The organism is Phaeobacter sp. S60, from assembly GCF_000826845.1.
GTDB lineage: Bacteria > Pseudomonadota > Alphaproteobacteria > Rhodobacterales > Rhodobacteraceae > Phaeobacter > Phaeobacter piscinae.
Window position 1 is genome coordinate 76,202 of record NZ_JSWJ01000010.1, and the last position, 17,128, is coordinate 93,329.

The 17,128-nt window shown below is 57.8% G+C and carries 14 protein-coding genes; 1 reads left to right on the top strand and 13 read right to left on the bottom strand.

Annotation, left to right across the window (positions count from 1 at the left end; genetic code table 11):
* Positions 1-74: 74 nt before the first annotated feature.
* From OO25_RS09865 to OO25_RS09925, 13 genes are all read right to left on the bottom strand, one after another.
* Positions 75-2,591, bottom strand: coding sequence for an Hsp70 family protein (locus tag OO25_RS09865; protein ID WP_040179892.1), 2,517 nt, complete (start codon positions 2,589-2,591; stop codon positions 75-77).
* Positions 2,592-2,594: 3 nt separating this feature from the next.
* Complete coding sequence (locus tag OO25_RS09870) at positions 2,595-2,972, bottom strand: hypothetical protein (RefSeq protein WP_040179893.1); 378 nt, start codon at positions 2,970-2,972, stop codon at positions 2,595-2,597.
* Positions 2,966-4,885 carry a hypothetical protein gene (locus OO25_RS09875; RefSeq protein WP_139044772.1) on the bottom strand — a complete coding sequence of 640 codons (1,920 nt, stop codon included), beginning with the start codon at positions 4,883-4,885 and terminating at the stop codon, positions 2,966-2,968. The genes OO25_RS09870 and OO25_RS09875 overlap by 7 nt, the downstream gene beginning before the upstream one ends.
* Before the next feature lie 178 nt (positions 4,886-5,063).
* On the bottom strand, positions 5,064-5,468 hold the full coding sequence (locus OO25_RS09880) for a single-stranded DNA-binding protein (RefSeq protein WP_008335991.1): 405 nt from the start codon (positions 5,466-5,468) through the stop codon (positions 5,064-5,066).
* 755 nt (positions 5,469-6,223) lie between these two features.
* The gene (locus OO25_RS09885) at positions 6,224-7,276 is read right to left on the bottom strand and encodes a hypothetical protein (RefSeq protein WP_040179896.1); all 1,053 of its coding nucleotides are present in this window, start codon (positions 7,274-7,276) and stop codon (positions 6,224-6,226) included.
* Positions 7,277-7,530: 254 nt separating this feature from the next.
* On the bottom strand, positions 7,531-7,695 hold the full coding sequence (locus OO25_RS22950; RefSeq protein ID WP_010138195.1) for a hypothetical protein: 165 nt from the start codon (positions 7,693-7,695) through the stop codon (positions 7,531-7,533).
* 386 nt (positions 7,696-8,081) lie between these two features.
* The gene (locus tag OO25_RS09895; RefSeq protein ID WP_040179898.1) at positions 8,082-8,555 is read right to left on the bottom strand and encodes a hypothetical protein; all 474 of its coding nucleotides are present in this window, start codon (positions 8,553-8,555) and stop codon (positions 8,082-8,084) included.
* A gap of 99 nt (positions 8,556-8,654) precedes the next feature.
* A complete protein-coding gene (locus tag OO25_RS09900; RefSeq protein WP_040179900.1) occupies positions 8,655-10,823 on the bottom strand; it encodes a ParB/RepB/Spo0J family partition protein in 2,169 nt (722 codons plus the stop codon).
* Positions 10,824-11,003: 180 nt separating this feature from the next.
* Positions 11,004-12,215: a plasmid replication protein RepC gene (gene repC / locus OO25_RS09905; RefSeq protein ID WP_040179902.1), complete on the bottom strand. Its 1,212-nt coding sequence runs from the start codon at positions 12,213-12,215 to the stop codon at positions 11,004-11,006.
* Between the two features lie 213 nt (positions 12,216-12,428).
* Positions 12,429-13,358 carry a plasmid partitioning protein RepB gene (gene repB, locus OO25_RS09910; protein ID WP_040179903.1) on the bottom strand — a complete coding sequence of 310 codons (930 nt, stop codon included), beginning with the start codon at positions 13,356-13,358 and terminating at the stop codon, positions 12,429-12,431.
* On the bottom strand, positions 13,342-14,535 hold the full coding sequence (repA, locus tag OO25_RS09915) for a plasmid partitioning protein RepA (protein WP_040179904.1): 1,194 nt from the start codon (positions 14,533-14,535) through the stop codon (positions 13,342-13,344). Before repA ends, repB begins: the two co-directional genes overlap by 17 nt.
* 134 nt (positions 14,536-14,669) lie before the next feature.
* Positions 14,670-15,551 carry a recombinase family protein gene (locus OO25_RS09920; RefSeq protein WP_040179905.1) on the bottom strand — a complete coding sequence of 294 codons (882 nt, stop codon included), beginning with the start codon at positions 15,549-15,551 and terminating at the stop codon, positions 14,670-14,672.
* A gap of 58 nt (positions 15,552-15,609) precedes the next feature.
* Positions 15,610-16,707 carry a tyrosine-type recombinase/integrase gene (locus tag OO25_RS09925; RefSeq protein WP_369808856.1) on the bottom strand — a complete coding sequence of 366 codons (1,098 nt, stop codon included), beginning with the start codon at positions 16,705-16,707 and terminating at the stop codon, positions 15,610-15,612.
* A gap of 219 nt (positions 16,708-16,926) precedes the next feature.
* Here OO25_RS09925 and OO25_RS23435 point away from each other — a divergent pair.
* Positions 16,927-17,128: DUF1403 family protein (locus OO25_RS23435; protein WP_369808857.1), on the top strand; the 202-nt coding region annotated here is incomplete at its 3' end.

Consider the following 17,128-nt stretch of genomic DNA (forward strand, 5'->3'; position numbering starts at 1 on the left):
GTATAAACGTATCCAACCACCGCCTGAATGACGTAGCCTTGTATCCTGCGTTCTCCCAAATGGAGAGAAACGGTTTAAGAACCCAAAAGATGTGCTAGCTCGACAATGTCGGCTGCATCAGCGCCCGTGGACACCCTGTTGCTCATCATTTGACCTATCACGTATCTTAGCCGATCTACATCACCAGCCTTAGCAGCTTCTACGCCAGCAGCAACAAGTTGTTCGTGCAGCCCCTCGTCAACGACCAGATGCCTCTCTGTTGCAAGAAGTTTCAGAATCTCGATCAAGAAATCTGGGGTTTCCGCCAGGACTTTCATTCGGATGCCATGCATTTCGCCCAGCGATCTTCGCGCGGAATCGAAATTCTTCTCACGAATTGACCGACGCGCCGTGACAAGCAGCTTGTCATGCCGTTCCGCATCGACGGGCTGTGCCATATTCCTCAACTCATCAAACGACAGCTCGGCCTTGGCAGCCTCATCCGCCAGCACACGTTCTTCATTCTGAGGGGACATCTTCAATAGAGCAACGTCCTGGCGCAGTTTCCGGGCTTCCTCGGCTACGGAACGATGGGTGTCAGCATCGACAGAGGTGGATAGCGCCGCATGCTGCCGCTCGATACGTTTCCGAATGCTACCGGACGGGTCAGGATCGTGCTCCAATGCACTTTCAAGCTCTTGCAGGTCACTTTCCACCCGAGAAAGCATTGTTGCCGCGACTTCTGCGCCCCGTTCACCTTCGTAGTTTATCCCACCGTCGTCATGGCGATAAAGATTCGAAGCGTCAATTATCCTGCCAAGAGCAGGCAGTTCGACAGCAAAGCTCAGCGTGCCGTTGTCACTCATCTTCCAGTCAATAATGAATTCGTCGCCGCGGTTGATCCGCTCTCCCCGCTCCAACTCATCTAGGCTGTTCAGGCGGAAGTTGCCGATGTGAAGATTATGCTCCGGGCTGTCTACGTCATCCGCCATGTCATAGAACTCTACCGCAATGAAGTCATCTTCCCCGCCAATGAGCGTTTTGCCAGAACGAAACTTCTGCCGACCTTGCGCTGGCAGCGCCGTTCCCTTCTTGACCAATACGTCCAGCTTGTTTCGCTCATACCCAACCATGCCATGTTGAACTTTCACGGCTAGGTTGTAGGTCATCGGAACGCTAGCCGCGCTGGCTTCGGCTCGCGTAATACTGATTTCTCGTGAAGCGCTTTCAACCTTGCTACCGGTCTGATCGAAAACGTTGACCATGTATCGGTTCTTGCCGTTCTTTCGAACGCTCACACCAACGTTTAGCGGACCGTTCAACGGTATCCGACCAGAAGACGAGCCTTCTTCATCAAGGATTTCGAGTTCGAAGCCACTGGGAATATCGCCCGCAGGTTTAACCCGAATCTTTGTGCTTTCGGACGAGACGCGGGACTTAAAGTCCAACGAAAGACTGATGTCACCTGTGACTGTTTCCCGGTGCTTTGATGTTTTCTGAGTGGAGCTGTTACCTTCCCATTCTCGGCTCTCAGCAAATATCGCCGCACCGGTGGCAACGGCGGTCATGGGGTCCAGTCCGCTATCTACAGCAATAGCAAGTTCCGCTTCCAGCATCTCCCGGATGATGGGCATCTTCGAAGGTCCGCCGATCGGCACAATCTTCGAGATGTCTTCGTTCTTGTAGCCGTTTGCGGCGATGATCTTCCGGCACAAAGCAATTGAATCTTCAATCCGGTCGCGAACCAGTTCAGTCATCTCGTCGCGGGAAAGGTCGATAGAGATGTAAATCTCTTCGCCGTTTTCATCAGTAGCACGCACCTCATCTTCAGTGGCAAAGATTGAAGCTGTTTCGGATGCAGACAATTGGATTTTTGCCTTTTCAGCTGCGTGTTTGCTGACATCGGCAAGATGCTTGTATCTCTCGTCGGCCTGAAAATTGGCTGGCAGGCTGAAATTCTGCGAAAGCCATGGCCGGACGACGCTATCGAAAATAATCCTGTCGAAATCTCTGCCGCCGAGCATATTGATGCCCTCGTGGGCAACAACGTTAACAACGCCAGCGGTACTCATCACGAGGGCGAGGTCGAATGTCCCGCCACCAAGATCATAGATAAGGAAAACGCCGTCCTTCTGCTTGCTGTTGGAGATTGCGGCCAAAGCAGCAGCAACCGGCTCTTGCAGCAGGCTGACCTTTTCCAACCCTGCGAGCCGCGCGGCTGAAATAGTGTCCTCGCTCTGCATCTGATTAAACGCGGCCGGTGTAGTAATGACTACGCCTTCGATTTCTTGCGAACCGGCTTCCGTCATGGCCTGGCCAACCAACGTTTTGATGATCTCTGCCGAGCACTCCACCGGGGTCCAGTTCTCCCCAGCTAGGGTAATTGGATTCTTGGTTCCCATGGAGCGCTTGAAGCCATGCGCGACGTTCTTTGGTGCAGAGAGCAAACGGTCATAGGCCGTCTTTCCGATGAACCGATGTCCGCGCTTATCCAGGTAGATAACGCTTGGCAGCACATCGGTGCCGTCGGCAGTCTTAAAGAGACGGAGCGCCCCATCGACATGCCCAACAACAGCAGAGTTCGATGTTCCGAGATCGATACCTAGATACACAGCCTATTCCTCTTCTTGTTCAACTGGCGCAACGATCACGCGCCCTAGCCGGATAACAGTCATGTCGGACATGACTGTGGGTTCTATTGTCTTGCCAACGACAAGTGCTTCATCTTCTTCAAAATCGCCTGGATTATCGACCGATACCGCCAAGCCAGGATGGAAACGCTCACCTGAAAAGTCGACTAGTCTCAAACCCAAATCTTGGAGGAGGACGTCCAACTGGCGTTTGGAGAATTTCAACTGCGCCTCTAAGCGCTTTCCATCACTGGCAAGTACGCCACTCAACGCTTTCTCAGTCGCAGCCGCAAGCTTCCAGTATTCGACGCAGAGTTGAGCAACGCTTTCAATTTTCATGTCATTTTTTCCACCATCTACCATGAGGCAACAATCCTTCGTGCATCCGCGGTGAATTCAGCGGTTTTTCCTTGTGCTTCTCGGCGCACTGAACTCAGCACACCGCTTGTGTATCGGTAATTTGAGCACCTCGAATTGTAGTCATCAATGAGCGCATTAAACTGGCTGATCTGATAGTTCGTTGTAGTCAAAGACCTCATAGCCTCGAGCCGCTCGCCCTGAAAAACACAATATCGCACTTGTGCTCTGTTCAGAGCGAGGCCTTGACCAACAGGTGGCCTTGTTTCGGCGCTTGTATTTGAACTTGGGCTAGTTGTGGTCTGCCGTGGTGTCGAAGGCTGATAAGTGGTTGGAGGCTGGTAGGATGTTCTTGAGGTGGGCCTATCAAGTTCATCGGAAACAACAAAGAAACCAATGACAGCCGCGATACCGCCATAGATCAACCACTTCACTTTTTTGCCAGCTTGCTTGCGCTCAATCCTTGACTTCAGCTGCACCAGTTCGGCGCGATCATTGCCCTTTGCGTATTTGAGCAATTCATCGACGACCTTCGCCATTCCGCCGAGATTGCCCGACTGCCGATCCAATTCTGGCATTTTCCAGTTGCGATGCAGCACGGACCGCTCTTCATCAAGTTTACTACTCACATCTTGGGACGGTTTCGCTCCTTGATACGTGATCAGCCCGTCGATCAACCTGAAAGCCGTTTCAGGGTCATTCCGATCATTGTTCACGAACAACGCAAGGTCTCGAACAACAAGGAATGCAGCATCCCCGGTACCTGGGGCTTTTGCAGCGGTATCGAACGCTGCAAAGATTTCTTTCACGCCCCCCCTACGCGCTGGCGCAAAGCCTGAGCTTTGCAACGCTGACTTCAACTTCGGAACTTGTGATTTGGCAGCATCACAGGCGGCAACAAGCGGCTCCAGCACTGAAAACTGCTTTTGCTTTTCATCGAGGTTCTCCAGCGCCTCGACATCACCCTTGAGCACCTCAGCAACTGATTCCAGCTCTGGAAACGTGTGCAACAGCGCTTCAGACAACCGCTTTGCGTGACGAAACTCGCCTCTTTCGTTCGCGAGCTCGAGGCATAGCGATCGAAGTCTTTCGTAGATTTGCTTGGACCGACCTTCTTCATGTCCTTGATGCTGCTCAAATACTTGAACGGGCTGGTTGACATCATCCCACTGCCGCAGGAGTTCAGCGATTTCACTCGTCACGGCCTCTAGCTGTGGTGTCGGTTGACGGGCAAGTTCGATCTGCTGATCAATGGCTTCGCTAATCCTCGCCAGGCGGGGTTCGCTCAAGATATCGTATTCGCGAACAAACTCGGCCAATATTCTGCTTGCCCGGTCCCTCTTTAGCTCCGCCTCAACCAGACTCTCCATCACCTTTCCGGGTTCATCCAATCGCCACACGGACAGCGCAGCGCTTCGCGCATGAGTGCTTTCTAGAACTCTGATCGACGCCGCAAGTTGGCTTCTTTCGATTTTTGGGAAGTCAGCCGCTTGGCGCTGAGAATTTAAGAATTCCAATAGAGCCAACTGATCAACCTCATCCCAAGCACGAAGTAGATCTTGCAAGAGCGTTTCATCCGCAGATTCGGTGCCACACAAATGCGCGAGAACGTTGGCCTTTGGCAAATCGGGGAGAAATGCAATTGCTTCACGGAGATCGGTTATCTTCCCCGCCTCCAACAAGGAACCAATGTCATTAATTTGCGTAGTGCTGAGCTCTGGCAGCCAACTTAATTCTTGATCCAGGCGGGCAATCGGGGACAGTAGGGCCTGCTGAGATCGCTGAATGATTTCTTGAGAATGTTGCTCATCGAACTCAGCATCTTCGACTAGATCGGAAATCTCAGCGTGGTTTGATGCATAACCGGCCTTTAGAATTGAAAATGCGTTCAAGAAAATGCTGAAATTCGCGCTTTCCAAAGTATTATCCTTCAAGTTCAAGATCACGCCCGGCTGGCAGGCTCCCAACAAGTGGTGCGGTTTGGTTGTAGTGCATCATCGGGCAGACCTCATCCGATTTCCAGTCGGAGTTTTTGACTTGCGGTAGTACGTGGGCCCGGCGTTTATCCCCGCCGGGCCCGAGGGGAAGACCCCGTTCTCAGAACGGGATCTCGTCGTCGCGGTCGACCAGCTCGGGGTTTTCGTTCTCGGCCGACTTCGGGCGGCTCAGGAAGTCGACCTTTTCGGCGATGATCTCGCAGCCGTAGCGGTCGTTCCCCATGCTATCGATCCACTTGGTGTAGTGGATGCGGCCGTGGACGAGGACCTTCATGCCCTTTTCGCAATGCTCAGCGACCGTCTTGCCCAGACCGTTGAAGCAGGTGATGCGGTGCCATTCGGTGTCCATGACCCGGTAGCCGTTCTCGTCGCGCATCACACGGCCTTCCGAGAGGCGGGGGCGCGAGGTGGCGAGGCTGAAGTTGGTGATCTTGGTGCCGCTCTGGGTGGTGCGGACTTCGGGGGTCTGACCGATGTTGCCGGCGAGGATGACGATGTTCTGCATGATAAGCTCCTGTGTTTCCTGTCTTCGGGACCGTCCCTTCGACAAGACCCTGAAAAAGCCCGTCGGGTGACGCGTGCACGGTGGACAGCATAGACACCGGACACCCCCAGAGGACCGGGGTGGAGCGGGCAGGACGCCAAAGGTGGCCAACACGGCCCGGACTGACGCGGGGTTGCGCGCGAGAGCCCGAACGGGTTTAGGGAATTGTCAGTCGAAGGGATGGCCTAGGAGACAGAGAGATGCGGGGAGCTCATGCCAGACCATGTCCCCTTGCCAATCGGGACTGTTTGACCCAAAGTCCAACACCCCACCAGCGGCGCAAGTGTCGATCACCGGCGCTCGCCCCCCCCCTGCCCTTAACTGCTGGGAAATGCAGGGCCTTGCCGCGACGGGCTATCGATACCGGAGTATTCGGACACGGACCGCACCCAACAGCTGATTGCGATCTCGGGACGTTGTCGCTCGACGCGGACAGAAAATGCAGAAGGAAGTCGCCGGGGCATTCTCCACGGCCTTGGATTAGAAGATGGCGAAAGGTTGCACCAAGGCGGAAGCCATCGCCACGGTATGGACCACTTCCGGGCCGAACTGATTGGGAGAGTGGAAACCACTTGTGCGCCGGTATCGTCGGATTTCCGGTACCCTGAGCTTTTGGCGCCGACCTGTTCCGGTCACGGCCGGAAACTAGGGCTGTTCTTCCAAGTGGCGGCGATAGATTGACGGCGGACAACATGGCTGCATGGAAAACTCCGGGTTCAGTCTGGGTTGGACGGATCAACTGCGTCCAACTCGAAAATCGTTGCCTCGGGTTTTGGTCCCATCACACGCGTTGGCAGATTAGGCGCAGGCAATTGCCCTCTGTGGTGCCCCTTCACCAACACAACCTTACCGCTGCGATAGCGACGCTCATGTTCGCTCACCCAATGGCGAACAGGGCCGCTTCGCCCGTCCTGGACCTGACGCTCGAACTCAAGGCGAGCCTGCCGCTCCTGCATGTGAGCCGCGGCCTGCGGACCAATGCGGATTGTAAGATGGGATTTCTGCGCGCCTAGAATCCAGGACTTGCCGAACTTTCGAGCGGTCTTTGTATCCTTGGCTGTGAACGTCTCGTTTTCCGTGGGAATGATGCCACCCAAGTCCGGGGAAACCAGCATCGCAAAGAGCGCGTAGGGGATGAACAGATCGTAGCCTGTTTCAACTTGGTGCACCGTTCGCCGACCGTTGATCATTTCCATCGTATCTCCGCTCCGCACACGGAAATCGACCATGGAACGACTCAACTCGACTTCGACGTCGTCATAGTTCAACTCGCCTGTCGGAGCGCGCTTCACGAGCAAAGCGCAGATTGGATCGACGACACGGGAATTCTCGCGGCGATGGAACATCGTGATGCGCAAGTGGCCCTTGTTTCGATCATCGATGAGATAGCCGCGTAGACCGGTGCCTATGGGTTTGTCGTCATGTCTCGTTACAGGTGAAGCCCGTTCAAAGCGCGCGACACCCAGCTCTCGATCGTCAAATTCGACCCAAACAACGTCGGCGGGGAGCTTTACCTCACCCAGAATGGCCATTGCGGGAAGACCGGTTTCCGAAGCCTGTTTGGCGACTGCGTCATGAAGCGTATCGGCATAGGCTGCAGCCATATGGTCGAGCAGGTATACTTTTGCCTGCTGTAGGGCATCGAGCGCATACTCGCGAAAAAGCCTCAGATCCTCGGACGGCGTAAAGTGCCAAACCAGGTCGTCAGCAGGAGCCGATTTACCCGCAAGCGATGAACCGTATAAGGAAATCAATGATTTGTAGAGCATGCGACGTGACCCGAACCAAATACAATGCAGTGTCCGACGAACCCTGACGATGTTCAAGCTGCATTCATTGCACTACAATTGACCGCTGATGTCTGGGCAAAGCCAGATTGGCTGACGCTCGTGCTTGTTTTCTTAATGCAAAGGCATGCCGACCATCGTCGGCTCATTTTGCCGGCCGGCCGGAACGGTGGACAGGCGAAAGGCCCGGATCGGAGCCTTGCTCCGAACCCGAGCCGTCTTCGACCCCATGGGCTTCACGCCCACGGGTCGATCTCACCCACCACCTGAACTTCGTCTCCGTCGATTTCATCGGCGGGGACGGCGCCATAGGTTCCATCACCTGCCTGGAAGACGACGATCGAGACCATGAGCGTGGCGGCTAGGGAAGCAGCGAAGGCGTGAGCATCTTTGCGGGACATCTGTTTGGCTCCTGTCTTGGAGGCGGAGGACCATCCCCCGCGCGACAGGACCCCGCAGGCCCAAAGACTGGCTGACATCACCGGGTGCGTTCGGCTCGTCCGAATCCACCCGGCGGCACGGGCTCGCCCGTAGTCCGACCCCTCGCGGGTTGATCTCGAAGACGGGATTCAGGGCAAGGAAGGGAATGGCGAGCGGGGGATGGTGCGACCGCTGACTGGAGCCTGGTGTTCCGCTGATGCTATCGCTGCCAGCCTCCCGGGCAGACATTTGGTAGAAGATTTCTTTCCGTGATGGATTGAATCCTATGGTGCCCCGCGATCTCACAGGACAGGGTCGCGATGGGTGAGAGGCCCGCGCTTGGGCGGGCCCCTTGGATTTTAAAGGCTCAGGCGGCAAGTTCTGCGTTCCCTGCCCTATCGCCGTCCTCGCTGCCGACGATCTCCAGCCGCGCGTTGCGATAGCCTTCTCTGGCGATCCAGAGCTCGGCAGCCGTGACAGACTCGGCCAGGTGGAGCAGCTCCGTGCAACCGCCGAAATCCAGCAGGACGCGCGCCTGTCCGGGCTTCGGCTCTTCTGCCATCTCGAAGGTCAACGCACTGTCAGCCGAATGCGTTCGCATGATGGTGACGAGGATGACCCCGTCCGAGGAGAAGTTCCCCTCGTGCAGCGTGAACGACGCCGGTGCGATCCAGGTCGGATAGGGTCGCGGCGGCTCCTTCTTGACGAGACGGCCGACGCCGTTCGAGCGCTCCCAGGCCGCGAGTTTCTTCGTGAACCGCGCAGGCGGTTTCGGACTGTTGTCGGTGTAGCGAATGAGCGACCCCAGGGGCGCGGTGTGGAGAATGGTCGTTGCAGACATGATTCCTCATCCTGAATGCGTCATTTTGCATTCATCATATTGATATTGTTGATTTTTATGTGATTGAGGGCGGGTTTCTCCGCCCTCGGATGGCGCGGATCACTCCGCAGCCATCATCGACGCATCATCACCCGGCAGGTCTGCGGTGAGGAAGGCGGGAAGGTCGACATCCTCGGTCTGGCCGGCGTCGGAAACGGGCTCAGGCGCCCCCTGCCCTTCCGCGTCGTCGAGTGCTGCCAGATCGTGACGGCGAAGAACCTCCGGCAACCAGCCGCTGCCTTTCAGCAGACGCTCGGCTTCGGTCGCCATCTCGCCCTTCTTCAGGTGATCGAGGAGTTGCGCCGTCCCCTCCCCTTTCGCCTCGCGCACGGCCTCGAGTATCCGTGCCTTGGGCACGCGGTTCAGGTAGGTATCGGCCGTCGGCTGCCAACCCGCCTCGACCATGTCGAGTTCGACCGCCTGTGCGACCAAGTCGGACTGGGTCATCCGCCTGGTCAAACCGCTGGCGGAGATACCGGCACCATAAGGGTTCACCTTCTCATGGAGCGCGTTGATCCCGAAGCTGAGGCAATGCGCGAGCAGGGCCAGCCGGCTCGTCTGATCGAGGGACGCTAGGTAATCCCAGAGTTCGGCATCGTCGCCGAGCGGCAGGTCGGCCTCCCACTCCGCATGACGATCGTCAACCAGCTTGGCCACCACGCTGTCCTTCAGATCGCTCGCCTGCGCCGACATATAGACGTGACGCACCGAAGCCTCGAGACAGCTGCCGGCCGAACTGGACGTCCGGAAGGTGTCACCCACGAGCTTCAGGAGCAGCAGCGTCAGGGCGACGTCAGGAGAACGACCGACAGCTTCCCGCAACGCCAGGGTGCGGTGCGCCGTCAACTCCATGACCAGTCGCTCAGGCAAGGGCTTCAACGCACCATCATCCTCGTCGTCGGGCACGTTGAGGCCAAGCGCTTGACCAGCAGAGGTGATCACCGTGCCATGGCCGATACCATCCGCGCTGCTCCCCGCTGAAAGCTCAGCGCCCTGCCCGTCCGCCACCTGTTCACCGCTGTGGACGTCGACGTCTGCCCGTGGCTCATCCTCGGGCCGGACAAAGCCCCGGTAGACGGCAAGCTCGCCATAGCGATCAAGCGTGACGAAAGCCCCTGCCCGTCCGATCTCCTCCGCATTGAAGATCAGCGGGCGAACCTCCAGCTTCTCCATCGCGACCTCCAGCTCGCCAAGACGTGCGTCGATCTCTTCGGGGAACTCATCCTGGCCCTCGTATTCCTCCTCGAGCGCCCGGTACTCGGCAAGCAATTTAGCATGGGCCGCGCCTTCGTCATCCGTCATCGGCGCCGGATCGCCGCTCAACCGGCGCAAACCGTGGCTGTAGCCATAGGGCAGGTCGAGCGAGACCTCGATCCACTTCCAACCTTCGGTGGCGATGGCTTCGGCTTCAGCCTGAAGCTTCTCGCTGACCAGACGATCGAGCAGGGCAGGGTCTTCCAGCCAACCGCCGTCATCGCCTTGGAAGAGGTCATGCAACATGGTACCGCCAGCAGCCTCATAAGCCTCGACTCCGACAAAGACGGCACGACGGTCAGACGCGCGTACCGAGGTTTCCGTCAGCATCCGCCGGATCTGATAGGGCTCCTTGTTCCACGACGACTTGATCGCATCCCAGACCTGAACCTGACGCTCGTGATCCGGATTGACCGTGAAGGCCATCAGCTGCTCCAGCGTCATCTCGTCCTCGGTATAAAGCTCGAGCAGGGCAGGGGCCACAGCGGCGAGTTTCAGGCGCTGTTTGACCACCTGCGGCGTGACGAAGAAAGCGGCCGCGATCTCTTCATCGCCCTGACCCTTCTCCCGAAGCGCCACGAAGGCGCGGAACTGATCAAGCGGGTGCAGGGCTGCACGCTGCATGTTCTCAGCGAGCGAGTCGTCTTCGGCGAGGATCGCAGAATTGGCATCCCGCACGATGCAGGGAATGGGCGTCGTCTTGGCCAAGCGTTTCTGTTTCATCAGGAGAGACAGGGCCTGGAAGCGTCGGCCGCCAGCGGGGATTTCGAACTTGCCGGTCTCGGAACCATCAACCGCCAGAACGGGCCGGACGCTCAGGCTCTGCAGCAACCCGCGGCGGGCGATGTCTTCGGCCAGTTCCTCGATGGAGATGCCGGCCTTGATGCGCCGAACGTTGGACTGGCTCAGCACGAGCTGGTCGAACGGAATGTCCCGGGACGGGGACAGGGTGACTTTCTGGGCAGATTTCGCCATCAGATATTCTCCACGACGGGCGCCGGAAGCCACTCTTCCGATCTCACTTCCCGTCACCCCTCAAACCAACAAACCTCTCCCTCTCTTATTCTGACGCTCCCGAGACAGGGCCTTAACAGCTGTTAAGTCGTCAGTCCCGAGGTGGCGGAACAGTGCGCCGTCTCTCAACCTTAACAGCTGTTAAGCTGCAGATCGTCGTGCAATCAATGCCATGACCATCGGCCCACAGGAAAACTCACCGGCCGCAGCTTTGGCAGTCAGAGCTCGCAAGTATCCACCAGGCGATCTGATGTCCTCAAAGCGTTCCAGCATGGCAGAAACGACGATCGACGCTTGCTCCGGACCCATGAACCGCTGCGCCTCTTCCCATGCAGACGCACTGATCCCCATGGCTGGCCGCACATGGCATGCCGCATCGAAAAGCTGGTGCCAATGTCGGATTTCGCCTTGGTAGAAGGTCTTGAGCGAGGGACATGCGGCGATCACCAGGTGCAGCGGGATCTTTGGTAGGTGTCTTGTGTCCTGTTCATCGACGTCAGCCACGGGTTCATCCCTGTCCACATCTGGCACGCCGCTTGCCGCCCGGCTTTTTTCTAAAGCAGGTTCAAGATCTATAGATTCTTTATTTGAATTATGATGGTGACGCTCAGATCGGGCATCATTGGTGTTCATTTCTTCTGTTTCAGGTCCGTCAATGATGTTGCGTGCCTGGTCGAGGAGAGCTTCAAGATCGGCTCGATAGGCCGCGAGGTCCTCAATTGAAAGCTTGCGGCGAAGAGCGCGCGCTGTGAGGGCGGCCGTGTCGCGAAGCTGATCCCAGAGGCCAAGGCCTGGCTGCATCTCGTCTCCGAACTCCGCGAGGGCCGCGAGATCACGCCGCATGAGGCTTACGACCTCTCTCAGACGCCTCACGCGCTCCTCAGCCTCACGTACGGCCTCTGCAGCCCGTGCTATCTCCTCGGACTGGCGGTAGAGCGGGGAAAGATCGAAGCCAAAGGCGACGCGCTCTTCGCCGTGCTTGCGGACGTAACGCTTCCCATTGGGGCTATCACGCCGCTGGAGCAAACCAGCCTCGACAAGACGCGCGAGGTGACGACGCATCGTGGAGCAGGGCATACCATTCAGGCGCTCACAGATCGCCTTGTTCGAGGGGAAGACTACCATTTCGGTGTTCCCGCCAAGTGCATCGTCTGGAAAGAAGCTGAGGAGCCCCTGCAAAACAGTCAAATCACGTTCTGACACGCCAAATGCCGCTTGCGCCTTGGAGAGCTCGCGCAGGAGTTCCCACTTGTTGACGGGTCTGCCCGGAACAGATGCCTCGGGTCGCTCGATCACGCGCAGATGGGCGTGCGAGATCGGCCGCATAAACGGCGAAATCGGTGTGTACTCCATGAAAATGTTCACGAAGGCAAAATTTCTGCGGCCCGCGAATCGCTTTGCGCTTGCGGGGTAGGGGCCAGAACGCTACATTCAGAAGTGCGAAAACTGAGATTTTGTAGCGGGCTGATCCCGGTGCGAAACCTTACAAAGGTCTCGTGAAGCTAGCTTCTCGGGGCCTTTTTCTTTTTGCCTGTATCGTGCCTCCTTCTTGTTTGTTGCTCTTCCTCAGTCTCCTGAACGCTTCCAGCGCTCATGAAGCTCGGTAATCAGCTTTGAGGCATTGCCCTCCAACCAGCTGACAAATTCAGGTTCATCCGTAGTCAGGTCGAGTTTTAGCTGCTTGCCTTGGCGACCGGTCTTGACTGTCGCAGCTCCGACACCGGGGATCGCCAAAGCAGGCGCGCCCTTGCGAGGCGGACTTGCCCTCCTCTCCGCGCTCTTCGCAGCTTCCAGAACTGCGAGAAACGCACGATCAGAAACCTCATCGACCGAGCCGGAACTTTCGGACTTGGCTGCATGAGCCGCAGCTTTCAATTGGTCTCGATCACCGTCGTAGGCACCCAAAGCCTTTTTGAGTTCTTCCCATCTCGGGCGACCAATCCCGGGAGCTGCACCAATTGCCTGGATGAGTTCCTCGCCGACCGTCCGAACGACACTCAAGAGTTGTGAAACCCCAGCTTCGTGGAGGTTAAGGACTTCGGCGACACCTCGATTGGTGCGCTCAGCCCCTTCCAGATGATCTCCGTCCAGAAGCGCCGTCGCAACAAGCGCACGTTCAATAAAGCTCAGATCACGACGCTCTTGGTTCTCGAGAAGCTGATCTCGAAGCGCTTGATCACCCTCAACTTCCGTGACGATGGCTCGAACTTTGATACCGAGTTCGCGACATGCTTCCAAGCGTCTTCGGCCATAGATCAGGTTGTAGCGATCGCCTTCCAGTGGACGTACCAAGACAGGCACACGCTGACCATTCTTGGAAATAGAGTTCTTCAGGCCTTCAACTTCAATCTGAAGCCTGTCATCCAATCGTCCTTCGGTAACAATCTGCGCCGGATCGATCTCAAATACACCGCCACGCAGTCGGCGCCCTTCAAGAGCGTCAGGAGCGTTGCGAAGGGTCTGCAGCGGCAGGCCAAGTTTAGGCTTTCTTGCCATTCCGCCCCCATGTGTTCTGGATGATTTCAGCGATCTCATCGTTCACTGCGTTCATGGATTCGATCGCACGATCAAACGTCTGACGCGTGAAGTCCTTTTTGTCAGCTTCGTAGAGCGTTTGCTTGGTCAAGCCGGCATCAGAAATTGCGGTCGATTCAACCATGTGATTGGTCAGGACCGACCTCCCAAACAGCCCGCGAATGAAAGCGATGACTTCGGTTTGTGGCGCGTCGCCGACTTTGTATCGCGTTGGCAAAAAGCGCAGCCAATCGAAGCGCAGATTTGCGCCTGCATCCCTGATTACTCCCAGGAGATCAGCCGTCATTCGCAGGAATTGGGACATCGACATAAGGTCAAGCATCTGCGGGTGAACCGTCACGAGGACGCCCGAGGACGCGGAAAGTGCTGACATCGTCAAGAAACCAAGCTGCGGTGGGCAGTCGATCACAACAACGTCGTAGTTGGCTTCAACACTATCGAGTGCGTCATGAACTCTCGCGAAGAACGCCTTCGCTCCGCCTCGCTGGATCGCAGCAGGTGTCTCGTGCTCGAACTCCATGAGTTCAAGGTTGCCCGGGATAAGATCAAGGCCGCGGATGTAGGTCTTGCGGATCACTTCGGCGATCGGAACCGGATCGTCGTAGCGAACGGCATCATAGAGGGTTCCGCCCTCCATAAGGTCGAGTTCTGGCTGGATTCCATGAAGAGCCGAAAGAGATGCTTGGGGGTCGAGATCGATCGCAAGAACCCTGTACCCCTTGAGTGCCAAGCGCTGAGCGAGGTGAGCAGACGTCGTCGTTTTGCCTGAGCCGCCCTTGAAGTTCACCACTGAAATGACTTGCAGCTCGTCACCGTCGCGACGCCCTGGCACGTATGTTCCAGACTTTTTTGCGTTTCCTTCAAGCGTCTGCCGGATTTCCCAGATATCGTCGAGCGTATAGCGGCGATGACTTCCCGCTGTCGTCTCGACGTCAACGATCTTTCCTTCTCGATGAAGCTTCCGAAGATAGGTATGGTCGACGCCAAGAAGCTCAGCAGCTTCGCCGCTGGTCAAAGTGCGCATCACCTTCTTTGCATCCGGCGGAAAGTGGGCAGCGCGCTGCGCATGCAGGTTCGACGCGAGAAGTTCCGCGTAGTGCCCGATGGCGATGTCTAGATCCTGCTCTACTTCGCTCATGTCTGCCCCGATCCGTGGGCGCGTTTTTTATGTGACCGCGCGTTATTTTTCGAGACTATTGCCCGACCAACCAGATTCGTGCAAGCACTTTCTAGATTTAGTGGCAATCCGTTAGGCCAACACAAGTGCCGCCTTCAGAGAAGCCCCAGTTTTTCAGCGCGCTCCAGCAACATTCTGACTGAAGAAGGCTGCCAGCTGGTGCGACCGCGAGGGGTGCGCTCACGCATGGATTCCAGTCGGTCACAGATTGCCTGCAAGGTGATCTCGGGGTCAGCACCCTTGATTGCAGCGACAATCGCAGGCAGGCGATCGTCAGTTTCGCGACGTCCAGCGCGTCCAAGCACTTCAGCGGGCAGGAATCCGTCCCCCACGTATGCCTTCACGGCGCGGAGCAAACGGCTTTGGGTCCAGTGGCGGTCGTGGGGCAGGGGAGCATTGATGATACGCAGCACGTCTTCCCAAGCCATATCGGGGCGCAGGCGGCGAACATGGGGCACCCAATCCTGCACTGTCTCGTTGAGGCGCTCCATGTAGCCATCCTGTCGCGCTAGCCGTACCTTTCGAAGTGCGGCGGGGTCCTTGGTGCGAAGCCCGGGATTGCCACCAACGCGACCTTTGGCGCGCGCAGAGGCAAGACCCGCCTTGGTCCGTTCGCGGATAAGGGCACGCTCGAACTCGGCCGCGGCGCCCAGGACTTGAAGCGTGAACTTGCCCTGAGGCGAGGCGGTGTCGATCGGATCCCGAAGTGAGCGAAAGAAAGCCCCCTTGGCCTCCAGGCGCTCGATAACCTCCAGCAGGTGCGACAGCGAACGGGCCAGCCGGTCGATCCGGACGACAACCAGCGTGTCGCCCTTGCTGATGCGCTCAAGAACTCGCGCGAGCACTGGCCGCGCACGATTGCCGCCAGAAGCGTGCTCTTCAAATATCTCGACGCATCCCGCGGATTGCAGGGCTTCAGACTGGGGCAGGGGGGTCTGATCCTCTGTGGAAACACGGGCGAAGCCTATCAGGGGCATGGAAAACAGCCGTTTGCAATTTTAGATACCACTAATAAACAACCGAATGAGCGCGCGATCAGAGACCGGCAGCCTTGGTCAGGTTCACCCGGAACCGGTCGCGGCGCCGCTGGTAGCGGCGGGTCATCTCGGCGGAGGCGTGGCCGAGCTGCTTTTGGACATAGCGTTCATCGACCTCGGCCGAACTGGCGAGACCGGCGCGCAGGCTGTGGCCGGAGAAGAGGGCGAGGCGGTCTTTCTCGGGCAGGTCGGATCGGATGCCGGCATCCAGGACCGCGCGCTTGATCAGGCGCGCCACATGTTTGTCGTTCAGCCGCGTTTCAGATGCGCGTTTGCCATCGCGCGAGATTCCCACAAAGACCGGCCCGAAGTCGATCTTGGCAAAGTGCAGCCATTGCTCGAGCGCATGGACGGGGCAGGTCTGATCCTTGGAGCCGCGGCCAATCTCGACCTCACGCCAGCCGGTCTTGGCATTGAGAGTGAGCAGGGCACCTTTGTCAAATATCTCGATCCAGCCGCCGGAATCCGGCGTGTCATACTTGTGCACATCAAGACTGACGATTTCCGAGCGGCGAAGGCCTCCGGCGTAGCCCAAGAAAAGGATGGCCCGGTCCCTGAGCCCGCGCAGGTCGTAGGGCAGGGCGGCCACCATCGCGAGGATATCCCCGGCTAGGATCGCTTCCTTCTGTACCGGCGGGCGGCGATGCTTGCGCTTGATCCCAGCCAGCACGGTAGCGATGTGGCGGTTCTTGCGATCGAGGGTGAAGCCGCGCTGCGCATAGTTCCAGGTGAGGCCCGAAAGGCGGCGTTCGATGGTTGAGACGGACAGGGCCGGGGAGGGGCCCGAGCCGCTGGCCAGATCGGCAAGGTAAAGCCCGATCATCTCGGGCGAGGGGGGCAGGGGCTCTGCACCTGTCATCCGGCACCAGCGGGCAAAGTGCGCCCAATCCTTCGCGTAGGCTTTCAGCGTATTGTCGGAGGCCGCGGCGCGCGCGTAATCTCGGGCAGTGTCCACCAGCCGGTCGAGCGCACCTGAACTCGCCACAGAGGAAGGCAGATTCAAGGCCCCGTTCGCAGCGGGATCTCTCTCGTTGTCCTCGTTGGCTGACGACACGATTGACGCCTCCGAGCGCGATTTCTCGTTGTTTTCTGTCATACTGCTGAGCATATTTTGCTATGTCCGATAATGCAAACTTATTGGACATGAAAAAGAGCCATATGGTGAGGCGCTTTACACATCATATTGTGGACGAAAGCGCCGCGCTCGGATAGTATTGTGGCATGACATACCAATCGGCCACGATCTCCGACGACCTGAACATCCTACCGCAGCTGCCGGGCTGGGTCACCTCCGCACGTGCTGAAACCCTTGAAGATGTTGCGTTTTTTGTCGGGCGCCGCGCTGAACCACCTGCATCTTGTGTTGGGGCGGAACGAGGTGCCCCAAGTCTTGTTGCGGGACCGGCTCGCGCCGCGCGCGGCCGGGGCGTGTGTTTGGGTTTTTGGGGGGCCGGGGGGGGGGGGGGGGGGGGGCGGCGCCGGGGCTTTTCCTTGTCCCCGGGGGCTGCCCGGGCCCG

Bases quoted from the DNA above. Each gene is read 5' to 3' on its own strand.
- OO25_RS09870 (WP_040179893.1), bottom strand. From the start codon at position 2,972: ATGGTAGATGGTGGAAAAAATGACATGAAAATTGAAAGCGTTGCTCAA.
- OO25_RS09880 (WP_008335991.1), bottom strand. From the start codon at position 5,468: ATGCAGAACATCGTCATCCTCGCCGGCAACATCGGTCAGACCCCCGAA.
- OO25_RS09885 (WP_040179896.1), bottom strand. From the start codon at position 7,276: ATGCTCTACAAATCATTGATTTCCTTATACGGTTCATCGCTTGCGGGT.
- OO25_RS22950 (WP_010138195.1), bottom strand. From the start codon at position 7,695: ATGTCCCGCAAAGATGCTCACGCCTTCGCTGCTTCCCTAGCCGCCACG.
- OO25_RS09895 (WP_040179898.1), bottom strand. From the start codon at position 8,555: ATGTCTGCAACGACCATTCTCCACACCGCGCCCCTGGGGTCGCTCATT.
- OO25_RS09900 (WP_040179900.1), bottom strand. From the start codon at position 10,823: ATGGCGAAATCTGCCCAGAAAGTCACCCTGTCCCCGTCCCGGGACATT.
- repC (WP_040179902.1), bottom strand. From the start codon at position 12,215: ATGGAGTACACACCGATTTCGCCGTTTATGCGGCCGATCTCGCACGCC.
- repB (WP_040179903.1), bottom strand. From the start codon at position 13,358: ATGGCAAGAAAGCCTAAACTTGGCCTGCCGCTGCAGACCCTTCGCAAC.
- repA (WP_040179904.1), bottom strand. From the start codon at position 14,535: ATGAGCGAAGTAGAGCAGGATCTAGACATCGCCATCGGGCACTACGCG.
- OO25_RS09920 (WP_040179905.1), bottom strand. From the start codon at position 15,551: ATGCCCCTGATAGGCTTCGCCCGTGTTTCCACAGAGGATCAGACCCCC.
- OO25_RS09925 (WP_369808856.1), bottom strand. From the start codon at position 16,707: ATGACAGAAAACAACGAGAAATCGCGCTCGGAGGCGTCAATCGTGTCG.